This window comes from Halomonas sp. Mc5H-6 (assembly GCF_024124705.1).
GTDB lineage: Bacteria > Pseudomonadota > Gammaproteobacteria > Pseudomonadales > Halomonadaceae > Vreelandella > Vreelandella subterranea.
The window spans coordinates 143,956-156,875 of sequence record NZ_JAMXSI010000001.1; the positions used below are offsets into that span (position 1 = coordinate 143,956).

At 59.4% G+C, this 12,920-nt stretch carries 13 protein-coding genes and 1 riboswitch; of the genes, 4 read left to right on the forward strand and 9 right to left on the reverse strand.

What is annotated here, in order from left to right; translation table 11 throughout:
- Nucleotides 1-12: 12 nt before the first annotated feature.
- The 5 genes from NH395_RS00640 to epmB all read right to left on the reverse strand — a co-directional run bounded on the left by NH395_RS00640 (nt 13) and on the right by epmB (nt 4,893).
- On the reverse strand, nt 13-735 hold the full coding sequence (locus NH395_RS00640; protein ID WP_253021664.1) for an urea amidolyase associated protein UAAP1: 723 nt from the start codon (nt 733-735) through the stop codon (nt 13-15).
- Entirely contained in the window at nt 732-1,526 is a 795-nt protein-coding gene (locus NH395_RS00645; RefSeq protein WP_253021666.1) for an ABC transporter ATP-binding protein, read from the reverse strand. Before NH395_RS00645 ends, NH395_RS00640 begins: the two co-directional genes overlap by 4 nt.
- Nucleotides 1,523-2,350 (reverse strand): ABC transporter permease subunit, encoded by an 828-nt coding sequence (locus NH395_RS00650; protein WP_253021668.1) that lies wholly within the window; start codon nt 2,348-2,350, stop codon nt 1,523-1,525. The genes NH395_RS00645 and NH395_RS00650 overlap by 4 nt, the downstream gene beginning before the upstream one ends.
- Before the next feature lie 58 nt (nt 2,351-2,408).
- On the reverse strand, nt 2,409-3,485 hold the full coding sequence (locus NH395_RS00655; protein WP_253021670.1) for a putative urea ABC transporter substrate-binding protein: 1,077 nt from the start codon (nt 3,483-3,485) through the stop codon (nt 2,409-2,411).
- Between the two features lie 57 nt (nt 3,486-3,542).
- A riboswitch (guanidine-I (ykkC/yxkD leader) is annotated at nt 3,543-3,665 on the reverse strand.
- A gap of 208 nt (nt 3,666-3,873) precedes the next feature.
- The gene (epmB, locus tag NH395_RS00660; RefSeq protein WP_253021672.1) at nt 3,874-4,893 is read right to left on the reverse strand and encodes an EF-P beta-lysylation protein EpmB; all 1,020 of its coding nucleotides are present in this window, start codon (nt 4,891-4,893) and stop codon (nt 3,874-3,876) included.
- Nucleotides 4,894-4,998: 105 nt separating this feature from the next.
- On the opposite strand from epmB, the gene efp reads away from it, so the two are divergent.
- Both efp and epmA read left to right on the forward strand, forming a co-directional pair.
- Complete coding sequence (gene efp, locus NH395_RS00665; RefSeq protein ID WP_066321208.1) at nt 4,999-5,565, forward strand: elongation factor P; 567 nt, start codon at nt 4,999-5,001, stop codon at nt 5,563-5,565.
- 235 nt (nt 5,566-5,800) lie between these two features.
- Nucleotides 5,801-6,781: an EF-P lysine aminoacylase EpmA gene (gene epmA, locus NH395_RS00670; RefSeq protein ID WP_253021674.1), complete on the forward strand. Its 981-nt coding sequence runs from the start codon at nt 5,801-5,803 to the stop codon at nt 6,779-6,781.
- A gap of 18 nt (nt 6,782-6,799) precedes the next feature.
- Here the strand turns inward: epmA and asd are convergent, their stop codons facing one another.
- Genes asd through rsgA form a run of 3 tightly spaced genes read right to left on the reverse strand, consistent with a single transcriptional unit; the run spans nt 6,800 to nt 9,523 of the window.
- A complete protein-coding gene (asd, locus tag NH395_RS00675; RefSeq protein ID WP_253021676.1) occupies nt 6,800-7,633 on the reverse strand; it encodes an archaetidylserine decarboxylase in 834 nt (277 codons plus the stop codon).
- A gap of 10 nt (nt 7,634-7,643) precedes the next feature.
- Nucleotides 7,644-8,486 carry a sulfurtransferase gene (locus NH395_RS00680; protein ID WP_092825423.1) on the reverse strand — a complete coding sequence of 281 codons (843 nt, stop codon included), beginning with the start codon at nt 8,484-8,486 and terminating at the stop codon, nt 7,644-7,646.
- Nucleotides 8,483-9,523, reverse strand: a complete 1,041-nt coding sequence (gene rsgA / locus NH395_RS00685) for a small ribosomal subunit biogenesis GTPase RsgA (RefSeq protein WP_253021678.1) — start codon at nt 9,521-9,523, stop codon at nt 8,483-8,485. The genes NH395_RS00680 and rsgA overlap by 4 nt, the downstream gene beginning before the upstream one ends.
- Before the next feature lie 88 nt (nt 9,524-9,611).
- On the opposite strand from rsgA, the gene orn reads away from it, so the two are divergent.
- The gene (gene orn, locus NH395_RS00690; RefSeq protein ID WP_253021680.1) at nt 9,612-10,193 is read left to right on the forward strand and encodes an oligoribonuclease; all 582 of its coding nucleotides are present in this window, start codon (nt 9,612-9,614) and stop codon (nt 10,191-10,193) included.
- Between the two features lie 14 nt (nt 10,194-10,207).
- Here orn and queG read toward each other — a convergent pair whose 3' ends face one another.
- Nucleotides 10,208-11,299, reverse strand: coding sequence for a tRNA epoxyqueuosine(34) reductase QueG (gene queG, locus NH395_RS00695; RefSeq protein WP_253021682.1), 1,092 nt, complete (start codon nt 11,297-11,299; stop codon nt 10,208-10,210).
- Nucleotides 11,300-11,426: 127 nt separating this feature from the next.
- Here queG and NH395_RS00700 point away from each other — a divergent pair, with 127 nt between their 5' ends.
- Nucleotides 11,427-12,920, forward strand: a complete 1,494-nt coding sequence (locus NH395_RS00700; protein ID WP_253021684.1) for an NAD(P)H-hydrate dehydratase — start codon at nt 11,427-11,429, stop codon at nt 12,918-12,920.

Below are 12,920 nucleotides of genomic sequence, written 5' to 3' on the forward strand. Positions count from 1 at the left end.
ATTCGTTTCCCCTTACAGGCCGAGGTGGTAAAGGCGGTTATTGGCGAAGCCGCGGGCGTTTTCGGGACGCGAGCGGTAGCAGGGGTCGTCTTCCGTGGGCGGCTCGGCGGTGCCAAGGGCAATATCGACGCCGCGGCGAGGGTAGTCTGCGCTGGGATCGAGGGGGTGGGGGCAGGTGTGCAGCAGTACCAGGGTGTCCATCTCGAAACGCAGCGTGACGCTTTGGCCGGGCTGGCAGTGGCCCGGCACGTAGCGCAATTTGCCCTCGTCGTCGCTCTCGACCCGGGCGAACAGGTTGAGGTTGGCGGCCATATCCCGGCGGCCCAGGCCATATTTGGCAAGCTCGACCAGAAAGGCGTCGAAGCCGGTGCGCGTCCAGTCGTTGTGGCCCTGCTGATAGCTGACGGGCTGCCACCCCTTGGTCAGTAAATGCTGGGGCATCAGGTTACCGCCCACGCTGTCGTGCCAGCCCAGGTCGTCGTGAGTGATCGAGGCAAAGATTCGCCCCATGTCCGAATAAAGGCAGTGGCCCTGGGTCAGCTTGAAGGTGTGCTGGCACTTCAACGTGTCGGGCAGGTTTAAACGCTCGAGCAGGTTTTCCGGGTTGTAGCACAAAAGCCCGACGTTGCTGTCCGCGTGTTGGGCGGTCAGGGTCAGGGTGGCCCCACGGCGCAGGCGCAGCGACCAGTGATGACCGCCGGGTAAATGGGTGGTGTAGTCTGGTTCGCGCTTCATAGCAGCGTCTCCTGGGTGTGGGTTTGCAGGCCGCCCTGCTGCAGTGTTTCCTTCAATGCTTCAGACGGGCGGTCTCGGGAGATGGGCAGGTCGTAGGTGATCGTGGCGCCATAGGCTTCCGGTGCCTGGGGGTCGTGGCGGGTTTTATCGAAGACCCAGAGCCGGGTGCCCAGCTCAAACGCCTCTTTGAGATCGTGGGTGATCATGAAGATGGTCAACTGCTGCTCTTGCCACAGGCGGTTGATCAGCACGTGCATATCCTGGCGGATACCCGGATCCAGCGCGCCGAAGGGCTCATCGAGCAGCAAAATACGTGGCCGCATCATCAGCGCCTGGGCAATGGCCAGGCGCTGCTGCATGCCGCCGGAAAGTTCATGCGGGTATTTATCCAGGGCCTGTTCGAGGCCGACTTCTTCAATACGCTCGCGGGCTTTTTCAATCCCGCGACGCCTGGCGGCACCGAAACTCTTGCCCAGTAATTTAGAGCTGCGCAACTCATCGGCCATCATCACGTTGCCCAGCACCGTCAGGTGAGGGAACACCGAGTATTTCTGAAACACCACGCCACGGTCGGGGCCCGGCTCGTTGGGAATGGGGTGGTCGTCCAGCGTCAAGCGACCCCGCGAGGTGGCTTCGGTCCCCAGCAGCATTTTTAGGAAGGTGGTTTTGCCGCAGCCCGAGGCGCCCACCAGGGTGACAAACTCGCCGGATTCAACGCTGAAGTTGAGATTCTCGAGGACAACATGGTTGCCGTAATGCTTTTCTAACCGTTTGGCGGCCAGCAGGCTCATGCGTTGTCTCCTTCACTTGCGTGGTACCAGGGGAAGGCCAGGCGTGATACCCAGGCCAGCAGCTGGTCAAGCAGAAACGCCAGCAGAGTGATCCAGGCCACATAGGGTAAAATGACGTCCATGGAGAGGTAGCGGCGTACTAGAAAAATGCGGTAACCAAGCCCTTCCTGGGCGGCAATCGCTTCGGCGGCGATTAAAAACAGCCAGGCGGTGCCCATTGCCAGGCGGGTCGCGTTTAACAGCCGAGGAGTAAGCTGGGGCAGCAGCACTCTCAGCAATACTTGCCAAGAACTGGCGCCCAGCGTTTGGGCTTTAATCAGTTGTTCATCGGGTAGACGTAATGCATGACCCTGAAGGTCGCGAATGAGAAAGGGCGTGACGCCAATCACAATCAGCGCGATTTTGGCGGCTTCACCAGTGCCAAAGGCAATAAACAGGATGGGCAATAGCGCCATTGGCGGAATCAGCGAAGCAACGGTAACCAGTGGGGAAAGCTTGGCGCGCACGACGGGAAGCCCGCCGTTTAATATGCCCACAATCAGGCCGATCAGTGCGCTAATGCCTACCCCAATGACAATACGCTCAAGGCTGGCGAGGGTATCGCTCCAGAGTAAAATTTCACCGGTGCGAGCGTTCTCGGCGGTGGCCAGATGGTGAAATGACTGCGCCATCTTGGCAGGTGTAGGCAGTAGGGGGTCGTTGGGGTTTTCCGCAAGCCTTGCATTAGAAAGGCTTAGGTAGAGCATCCCCAGCAGTACAAAAGGCAGCAGACCCAAGAGCCAACGGCCGCCCCTGGAGGGCGTTGAGTTAATTAATCGCTTCATGGCGGTGTCCACAAGATGCAAGCAGGGGGAACGGCGAGCGCCGCTCCCATTGCGCGAATTATTGAGCGTCGATATAAGCTTGAGTGAAGCTTGGATCGAAGCGCAGTCGCACATTGCTTTCATCGCCAAACACACCGCTGGGGGTTTCGATGCCGACGACGCCCGCACTGGGTGCCATGTCGCCGAGCAGACCGTGTTCAAAACTGAATTCGGCGACCCTTTCCATGGTCTCGAGCAGGTCAGGGCTTTCAATCAGTTCGAGGGCTTCGGCTGGGTCGGTATAGAGATACGTCGCGGCTAATTGCTCTTGATACCCTTCAAGGTCAGTGCCCGCTGCATCGGCCATTAGTGTTAGCGCGTCTTCATCTTCGTTGGCCATTACCTCCATGACTTCGTACCAGGCCCCTACCAGCGCGTGGCCTAATTCCGGGTTTTCAGCAAGGGTTTGCGTATTGACGACCATGAGGTCAAGAATTTCGCCGGGAATTTCGGCAGAGGTGTACACCACGTTGGCATCCGGCATCTCGGCAATTGCACTGAGCTGAGGGTTCCAGGTGGTGACGGCTTCGGTGGATTCGCTCGAAAATAGGCCGACAATGTCAGCATCCGAGCTGTTGACGGTTTCGATGTCACGCTCTGTCAAGCCGATGCTTTCCAATGCGCGAGCCAATAAGTAATGCGACACGCTGAACTGGACAAGATTGACCTCGAGGCCCTCGATATCCGCGAGGTCGCCATTGCCTTTCAGCACAATGCCATCGTTGCCATTGGAATAGTCACCGACGATTAACGCAGTGGAGTCGACGCCGCTGGCAGCCGGAAGCGTGAGGGCATCCATGTTCGTCATGGCGCAACCATCGACGTTGCCCGATGTATACTGGTTGATGGACTCGACGTAGTCGTTCACCTGCACCACATCGATGCTGATGCCGTACTCGTCGGCCCATTTGTCGACCACGCCTTCAACGTCGGCGTAGGCCCAAGGCATCCAGCCGGCATAGATCGACCAGCAGACGCTGAATTCATCGCGTTCCTGCGCCTGGGAGGGCGTGATGGCAAGCGTTGATGCGAGTAGCGCGGCAGACAAGGGGGCGAGGGAGAAACTTTTGAGGGCGTTACGATTGGCAAGGGTCATGGCAGCCTCCAGCGGCTAAGGGAAAACTCGGGGGCATCGGCGCATCACTGCACCTTATCCTCCCGGGCTTTTGTCCCGCCGTGTAACCTACTGCCCAAGCATTAGGTCGATTGCTCTCGGACCAGCCACAGCCATCAGGGGTCATACGTTGATGGTGTCGGAACCCTAGCGATCTATTGGAAACTCAATTGTTGGGCAGCGTTAGCCGCCAATACCCCGTTTGTTACGCCTAGATACACAGCAAAATCGTGGCCGATCCAATCTAAATCTTTACTTTTCAGGTGATTACAGTGCAGGCGCCGCTAGAGCGCCATAAGCATTGCCTCGATGTGTGTGCGTTAATGGTGCATAAGCCCTGGCTGCTGCACTGATTTGAGCCGCTTGGGCGTTAAAGCGGTGTCTTGCTGCCCTCGCCGGGAATTTCCCGCACTAGCCGCGGCATCAAGAATCCCGGCAACAGGTCGCGCAGCGCAGCCACCAAGTCACGGGCCTCTTCATCCGAGACATCAAAATGTGCAGCGCCCTGCACCGGATCCAGTACGTGCAGGTAGTAGGGCAGAATGCCTGCTTCAAATAGCCGTTCCGACAGTGTGGCGAGGGCTGTTACGCCATCGTTAACACCACGTAGCAGGACACTCTGGTTGAGTAGCGTCACTCCGGCCTGCTTGAGCCGCGCGCAGGCATCGACCACTGCCTGGTCGATTTCATTGGCGTGGTTGATATGCAACACCACGACTTTTTGCAGGCGAGTGGCAGATAGCCATCCGATCAGGGCGTCATCAACCCGGTCGGGAATCACCACCGGTAGACGCGTGTGAACGCGCAACCGTTTGAGATGCGGGATGCTTTCAAGCTGCTCGACCAGCCAGGCCAGTTGGCGGTCATTGGCGGCTAGCGGGTCACCCCCGGAGAGAATTGCTTCGTGAATGGAGGTGTCGTCGCGCAGGTAGTCGAGGGCTTCCTGCCACTGAGCCCTGGAGGGCGAATTCTCGCTGTAGGGGAAATGGCGGCGAAAGCAGTAGCGGCAGTTGATGGCACAGTTAGGGCTGGCGATCAGCAGCACGCGGCCCGCATACTTGTGAATCAACCCTTTGGCAGGCTGATGATCCGCCTCTTCGAGGGGGTCGGTGACATAGTTTGGCGGTGTCATGGCCTCGTCGTCGAGCGGCAGCACCTGACGCAGCAGTGGGTCATGGGGGTCGCCGGGGGTAATGCGCGATAAGTAGGCGTCGGGAACGCAGATATCAAACAGTTGATGGCCCGTGCGAGCACCCGGTAGCCATTCATCGCTCAACGCAAGCTGCTGGCACAGGGCCGCCGGGTCGCGAATCGCTTGCGATAGCTGCCGCTGCCAAGAAGGGGCTTGGGTAATAAGTCGCTCGTCGGCGATAATGATGTTCTCCTGCAAAAAAGACCTCCTTCGGGTTATCATGCGCGCACTTATTCAACAACGATCCTCAGAGGCGAAGCGACACCTCGCTTCAGTTACTGAAATGCATCATTGAGAGGCAATATGGCGAACTATTCTACCAACGAATTCAAGGGCGGTTTGAAAGTAATGCTCGACGGCGATCCTTGCTCGATCATCGAGAACGAGCTGGTCAAGCCGGGCAAGGGTCAAGCCTTTAATCGCGTCAAGCTACGTAACCTGATGACCGGCCGCGTGGGAGAGCGGACCTTCAAGTCGGGTGATTCGTTAGAGGGTGCTGACGTCATGGAGCTTGAGATGGAGTATCTCTATAACGATAGCGAAATGTGGTACTTCATGAAAACCGACGGCTCCTTTGAGCAGTATGCGGTGGAAAAGAAGGCGCTCGGCGAGACCGAAAAGTGGTTGAAGGAGCAGGTGCCTTATACCGTTACCTTGTGGAACGATAACGCCATTCACGTAGCACCGCCGAATTTCATTGAGCTGGAAGTGGTCGAAACCGACCCCGGTTTGAAAGGCGATACCGCCCAGGGCGGTTCCAAGCCTGCCACCTTGTCTTCCGGTGCCGTGGTGCGTGTGCCGCTGTTCATCAATGAAGGGGAAGTCCTGAAGATTGATACGCGCAGCGGAGAATACGTATCGCGGGCCTAGCAGCCTGTCGGACTTAACACTGATCTACTGCGAATCCCGGTATTTTGGCCAACTTTATTCGATCGATTTCGTTAAATAGCGAGCTATTCGCCTCAATCGATCGATAAATTTGGCTCAAAATCCGTGATTCTCGCGACGATCGGTCAAGCCCGACAGGCTGCTAAAAAGGCGCCAGGAACGCGATATAGTGACAGCCACGCCCTGGGGCGTGGCTTTGTTTTTTGGAGAAAGGCCAATGACAGAAAGTTGGCGACCAACGGCCACCATCGAGACGCTGCGTGAGCGAGCCCGTTTACTGGCGAGCGTGCGACGTTTTTTTGCTGCGCGCGATGTCCTGGAGGTGGAAACGCCGGTGCTGGGGCAGGGGGGGAGTACCGATGTCCACCTGGTGTCGCTGTCAACGATGGCACGTACGGATAGAGGCCATCGTCGGCTGTGGCTGCAAACCTCGCCGGAATTTCATATGAAGCGGCTGTTGGCAGCGGGTAGCGGACCCATTTTTCAGCTGGCAAGAAGCTTTCGTGATGGCGAGGTGGGCGCCCGGCACAATCTCGAATTCACCATGCTGGAATGGTACCGCCCAGGATTTACCTTGGCCGATCTGATCGACGAAACCACGGCGCTGGTCGCTAATATTCTGCCCCGCTTTCACGGCCCGGTAACGCACTACCGCTACCGACAGCTGTTCCACACCCATTTAGCGGTCGACCCCTTCACCAGTTCGCTGGAGACACTGCGGAGGCTTGCGGTCGAGTACGGTCAGATGCCGGCCCGTGCCATGGCACAGGAGGGCCGCGATACCTGCCTTGATTTGCTGATGGGGCTGGTGATCGAACCGCAGTTAGGGCGTAATGAACTGAGTGTGGTGGTGGATTACCCGGCAAGCCAGGCGGCGCTGGCACGCCGCCACCAAGATGCTGACGGTGAGTGGGTCGCTTCACGCTTTGAGCTTTATCTAAACGGCATTGAATTGGCCAACGGTTACGATGAGCTGACCGATGCGGCTGAGCAGCGTGCCCGCTTTAAGGAAGATAACGCCGAGCGCCGCCGCCTGGGCTTGCCCGAGGTGGATATGGACGAACATCTACTGGCCGCCTTAGAGCACGGCATGCCGGATGGGGCCGGGGTGGCGCTGGGCATTGACCGTCTGGTGCAACTGGCGCTTGGCAAAGCACGCCTGGAAGACGTGCTGGCGTTCTCGACGCCTAATTGCTAGCCATCACCGGATGAGCCCTCAATAACTACCGAGCGACTCGCCCATGCTGACCATCGAGGCGAGGGGCCGCTCTGTGAAATTGACCGCTTTGGCGAAGCACATCACCACCGTGGAGCCGAGCTTGAAACGGCCCATTTCAGCGCCTTTTTCCAGGGTGATCGGTTGGCCAAACTGCATGCGCTGAGGATGGCCGGAAAGAGGCGTCACCTGGCCCGACCAGACGGTTTCGATCGCCGCGACGATCATGGCGCCCACCAGCACCATGGCCAATGGCCCCTGCTCGGTATCAAAGATGCACACCAGGCGCTCGTTACGGGCGAATAGCCCCGGCACATAGTTGGCCGTGGCCTGGTTGACCGAGAAAAGCCGCCCGGGCACATAGACCATTTCCCGCAAGGTGCCGGTGACCGGCATATGTACCCGGTGGTAGTCCTTCGGCGAGAGATACACGGTCGCAAAGCTGCCGCCGAGGAATTCCTCGGCCAGTGCCGTATCACCGCCGAGCAGGGTTTGCGCAGAGTAGGTATGCCCCTTGGCCTGCACCAGTTGGCCGGCCTGGAGGCGGCCATACTGGGAAAGGGTGCCGTCGGCGGGGCTGATGATGCCTTCGTGAATCGGACGGGCATCGGCCTTTAGCGCGCGAGTGAAAAAGTCGTTAAAGGTGGCATAGGCCGTCGGGTCAGGCTCCAGGGCCTGGCTCATGTCCACGTTGAAGCGCTTGATAAAGGCATTGATCAGGGTGTTTTTTACCCAGGGGTTGTCGCACTGGGCAAATTTCCCTGTCAGCCGCGACAGGGCATGTTGCGGTAATGGGTACTGAAGCAGGGAAAAAGTGTGTTGGGAAACAGTCACAGTGGTGTTTTCACTTCTCAATCGGTGTGTCGTCGCGGTTGCCCCATTCACCCCAGGAGCCCGCATAGCCGCGCATATTGAAGCCCAGTGCCTTACCGACCAGCCAGGTAAAGCTGCTGCGGTGGTGGCTCTGGCAGTGGGTGGCGATTTCCATTTCAGGGGTCAGGCCGAGCGCATCCAGCTCGGTAACCAGTTCGGCATAATCGCGTATGCGCAGCGCACGGTGGCGATCCATGACGTTCAGCCAGTCCATGTTGACCGCCCCCGGAATATGCCCCAGGTGCTTGTTGTTACCCTTCTCGCCCTCGTATTCGGCGGTTGAGCGTGCATCCCAGATGGCAAACTGTTTATCGTCGAGCTTCTGTTTGATCTCGTCGCAGGTAATCAGCGCCTGGGGGTTCAGGATTTCGGCGTGATAATCGCTGGGTGTCGGCGCCTTGGGTTCGGTGCTTTCTTCAAGCCCTTCATCGCGCCAGGCGTGTATGCCGCCGTTCAGGTAGGAATAGCGGGTATGGCCGACAAGTTCCAGCGTCCACAGTAGCCGCGCCGCCCAGCCGCCGCCTTCGTCGTCGTAGGCGACGACATGGGTATCACGGGTAAGGCCCAGCGCGCTGAACAGCCGCGAAAGCGCCTCAACGCTGGGAACGTCGCTGGGAACAGGCCCTTCGCCCCGCATCAAATGGCGAAAATCGAGGAAAACCGCGCCGGGCACATGGCCCTGGCGATAGCTGTCGGCGTTTACCGGCACATCGATGATGAGTAGCTGAGGGTCGCCCAGGCACGCCTGAAGCTGCTCGGGCTCAACAATCAGCGGTAGCACGTTGGTTTCAGACGAATGGCGCTCGGTGCTCATGGGCGACTCCTTATGGGTTCAGCGTTCAGGCTATCAACAATACGCCTGTAGCTGGCAAATCGTTCTGGATGGATGTTGCCTGCCTCGACCGCTTCAAGTAAAGCACAACCCGGCTCAGCGCGATGGCGGCAGTCGCGGAACCGACAGTGGCCGATAAACGGCCGGAACTCAATGAAACCGTCGGTGACCGCCTGTTCATCAAGATGGATCAGGCCAAATTCACGAATCCCGGGCGAATCGATCAATTCGCCGTCGATGACCTCATCCGTGCGCATGGCATAAAGCCTTGCCGTTGTCGTCGTATGGGTGCCTTTGCGTGAATCCTCGGACAGCGCCCCGATGCGCAGGCTTTCATCGGGCAGAAGCAGATCAATGAGCGATGACTTGCCCACGCCGCTCTGGCCGACAAATACCGACGTGCGTCCTTCTAGCTGGCGGCGCAACGCATCAAGCCCTGAATCTGTCGCGGTGGTCGTGCGCACCACGGTATAACCCAAATCGCGGTAGCGCTCCAACAGCTGCCCCAACTCGCCACCATCGTCCGGTAGCAGATCGGTTTTATTGAGCACCAGCACCGGTGCAATGCCAGTGGCCTCGGCAGCCACCAAGTAACGGTCGATCAAATTGGGGTGAGGCGCGGGTTCGACGGCAAAAACGATGAGTATCTGGTCAATATTAGCGGCCACTGGCTTGAGCAGGCCGCGGGCATCAGGGCGCTTGAGAACGCTGGCACGTTCATCGCGGGCCACCACCACCCCGGAGCCTTCCTGACCTGCCCGCCAGATGACCCGGTCACCGGTTACCAGTCCCTCAAGGTTGGCACGCAGGTGGCAGCGCACAGGCATGCCATCGGCATTGCGTACCTCCAGCGTACGGCCAAAATGCGCCATTACGCGACCCGGCTGCTCGGCACCGTATTCACCGGCGGCAAGCTTCTCGGCATCCTGTGTATCGCGCTTTTCAGCGCGCTGGGCGCGTTCTGCCTGGACCTTCTCGACCCGCCAGCGTTGCTGACGGCTTAATTTACGTTTGCTCATGACCACCCGATGCTCGGTACAATGGCATCATTGTACCTGTTAACTGCCGCTGGGTAACTTGATATACCCACTACCGTTGGAGAGCACTATGAGCGAACATGTTGCACCGCGTGATGACCGGCTGGTCTGGATTGACCTGGAGATGACCGGGCTGGACCCCGACAAGGAGCGCATCATTGAAGTAGCCACCCTGGTGACCGACGCGAACTTGAACGTCGTGGCGGAAGGGCCGGTGATTGCGGTCAAGCAGCCCGATAGCCTGCTGGCGCAGATGGATGACTGGAATCAAAAGACCCACGGTGAATCGGGGTTGGTGGCTCGAGTGAAGGCCAGCGCGGTGGAAACGGCTGAAGCAGAACAGCAGACGCTCGACTTTCTACGCCAGTACGTTACGCCGGGTTCCTCGCCCATGTGCGGCAACAGCATCCATCAGGACCGGCGTTTTCTGGAGCGTGAAATGCCTGCGTTGTGGGCGTTCTTTCACTACCGCAACCTGGATGTCTCCACCGTGAAAGAACTGGCCAAGCGCTGGAACCCTGGCGCACTGGCAGGGTTCAAGAAGCAAAACGTCCACCTGGCAATGGACGATATTAAAGAGTCGATTGCCGAGCTTTCCCATTATCGCAGCACGTTTTTGCGCCTCGAGACCCCGAGCGACGAAGAGGAATAGGTATTTACTGACGGCTAGGAGGCGGCGGTGGCAATGCGTGTTGCGCGCTTGAAGCGCTGTTCTTCCAGCGCCCAGGCAACGTGTTCGCGTACCAGGGCGCTGGGGTAGGCGCGCCGTGCCCAGAGTGCCGTCTCAACGGCTTCGCTCCAGGGCGCATTGCCAAGGCTAACAGCAATATTACGCAGCCAGCGCTCGTAGCCGATGCGGCGGATGGGGCTGCCTGCGGTTTTGGCCAGGAACTCCTCTTCTCCCCAGGCAAACAGGCGAACCAGCGAGGCGCGGTCAAGATCATGGCGCGGCGCGAAATCGTCTTCCTGGGTCGCGCGTGTAAAGCGGGTGAAGGGGCATACCAGTTGGCAGTCGTCGCAGCCATAAATGCGGTTACCCATGGCACGCCGATACTCAACGGGAATGCTACCGTGCAGCTCGATCGTCAGGTACGAAATGCACTTGCGTGAATCAATGACCTTGTCATCGACGATGGCGCCGGTGGGGCAGGCGGTGCGGCAGGCGCTGCAACTGCCGCAGTGTTCTTCTTCAAAGGGGGCATCGACGGGCAGTGGCAGGTCAGTGTACAGCTCGCCCAGGAAAAACAGCGAGCCGGCCTTGGGATTGAGCAGCATGGCGTTCTTGCCAAACCAGCCAAGGCCGGCTTTCTGAGCCAGCGCCCGTTCCATGACCGGTGCAGAATCGACAAAGGCACGGTAGCCAAACGCACCGACCTCGTGCTCGATCTGTTTCGCCAACTGTGCCAGGCGCTTGCGCATCAATTTGTGATAGTCCCGGCCAAGGGCATAGCGCGACACATAGGCGCGGTGGGGTTGGCCGAGCACCTTGGTGCTTTCCACCTCGGCGGGGAGGTAATCCATGCGCACGCTGATCACCCGCTGCGTACCGGGTTCCAGTTCGGCCGGGCGGGTACGCTTGGTACCGTGTTTGGCCATAAAGCCCATTTCACCGTGGTACCCTTTGTCCAGCCAGGCGTTGAGGTGCGCTTCATGGGCCTCCAGTTGGGTGTCGGTAATGCCCACCTGCTGAAAGCCAAGCTCACGCCCCCAGGTTTTAATGAGATCGGCAAGGCCTGCAAGGGTGTCGTCTGAAAGCATGGAGAGTGCGTCGCTTGTCGCAAAAAAAGAAAAGCCAGAGGAATTGGGTGTCGATACTCAACGGTTAGGCGTCAGCCAAGCTATGCTATCGCATTGCCGGGCCTTACAACATGCGAAAGGAGAGATCGTGTCTCGCTTAACAACGTCTACGTTACGCCCTCTTTATAAAGCGGCTCAAGTGCGCGAGCTTGATCGGCGCACGATTGCCGGGGGCATTGATGGTTTTGCCTTGATGCAGCGCGCGGCTTCGAGTGCGTGGCACAGTTTCCGCTCCCGCTGGCCCCAGGCGCGTAGCGTCACGGTGCTGTGCGGCAGCGGCAATAATGGCGGTGATGGCCATGTGCTGGCGGCACTGGCGATGCAGTCGGGGCTCAAGGTCCAGCGTATTTCGTTAAAGCCGCTGGACGAACTGAAGGGCGATGCTTTTCGTGCCGCGCAACTGGCCAGCCAAGCTGGCGTGAGCTGCGAGGAGTGGCATCCCGCGACGGTGTTGTCGGGTGAAGTGATCGTCGATGCACTGCTGGGCACCGGCCTGAATGGCGAGGTGTCGGGGCGCTATCAGCGGGCTATTGAGCTGATCAATGCAGCTTCCCAGCCGGTGTTATCGATTGATATTCCGTCAGGGCTGGCGGCCGATACGGGGGCGGTACTTGGCGTGGCGGTGGAAGCCGCCTGCACGGTGACGTTTATCGGCGACAAGATTGGTCTGCATACCGGAGAAGCGCCCGCTTACACGGGCGAAATCGACTTCCGTCCGCTGAGTGTCAAGGCCCAGGCGTTTTTTGACATTCCGCCCACCGCCTGGCGCCTTGATGAAGACATGCTCAGCGAGGCGTTCAGACCCCGCTCGCGGACCAGTCACAAAGGCCGTATGGGGCACGTATTGGTCATGGGGGGCGCGCCAGGCTTCGGCGGTGCGGCGTTGCTGGCATCTCAGGCCGCGGCGCGCTTGGGGGCGGGTAAAGTCAGTCTGGCAACGGCTGCCGAGCACATTACCGCCAGTCTGGTGCGTTGCCCGGAAGTCATGGCTCATGCGATTCGCGGCGGAGCGGACGCCAGTGAACTGCCGCACCAGGCCGATGTGGTGGTAGTCGGGCCCGGACTTGGGCAGGCTGCCTGGGGGCAGGCGGTGCTGCAGAGTGCGCTGCAGGCGAGCGTGCCGCTGGTCATCGATGCCGATGGGTTGACGCTGTTGGCACGGCACTGGCCTGATTTACGCCGTGATGACTGGGTGCTTACGCCTCATCCAGGCGAGGCAGCCCATTTACTGGGCTGTTCGGTGGAGGATATCCAGACGGATCGACCGGCCGCGGCTCAGGCGCTCCAGCGTGCCCGGGGTGGCGTGGTGATACTCAAGGGGGCGGGCAGCCTGGTGGCAGGCCCCGGCGGCTTGATGGTATGTCCCTATGGCAATCCTGGCATGGCCAGTGGCGGCATGGGGGATGCGCTGAGCGGGATGCTGGGCGCGCTGATTGCCCAGCGGGGTGATGTCGAAACCAGTGCCTGGCTAGGCACCCTGGTGCATGCGTTGGCGGCAGATCGAGCGGCGGCAGCGTTCGGTGAGCGTGGCTTGCTGGCGAGCGATCTGGCATTCTATGCGCGAGAATTAATTAACCCGTGA

Bases quoted from the DNA above. Each gene is read 5' to 3' on its own strand.
- NH395_RS00640 (WP_253021664.1), bottom strand. From the start codon at position 735: ATGAAGCGCGAACCAGACTACACCACCCATTTACCCGGCGGTCATCAC.
- NH395_RS00645 (WP_253021666.1), bottom strand. From the start codon at position 1,526: ATGAGCCTGCTGGCCGCCAAACGGTTAGAAAAGCATTACGGCAACCAT.
- NH395_RS00650 (WP_253021668.1), bottom strand. From the start codon at position 2,350: ATGAAGCGATTAATTAACTCAACGCCCTCCAGGGGCGGCCGTTGGCTC.
- NH395_RS00655 (WP_253021670.1), bottom strand. From the start codon at position 3,485: ATGACCCTTGCCAATCGTAACGCCCTCAAAAGTTTCTCCCTCGCCCCC.
- efp (WP_066321208.1), top strand. From the start codon at position 4,999: ATGGCGAACTATTCTACCAACGAATTCAAGGGCGGTTTGAAAGTAATG.
- epmA (WP_253021674.1), top strand. From the start codon at position 5,801: ATGACAGAAAGTTGGCGACCAACGGCCACCATCGAGACGCTGCGTGAG.
- NH395_RS00680 (WP_092825423.1), bottom strand. From the start codon at position 8,486: ATGAGCACCGAGCGCCATTCGTCTGAAACCAACGTGCTACCGCTGATT.
- rsgA (WP_253021678.1), bottom strand. From the start codon at position 9,523: ATGAGCAAACGTAAATTAAGCCGTCAGCAACGCTGGCGGGTCGAGAAG.
- orn (WP_253021680.1), top strand. From the start codon at position 9,612: ATGAGCGAACATGTTGCACCGCGTGATGACCGGCTGGTCTGGATTGAC.
- queG (WP_253021682.1), bottom strand. From the start codon at position 11,299: ATGCTTTCAGACGACACCCTTGCAGGCCTTGCCGATCTCATTAAAACC.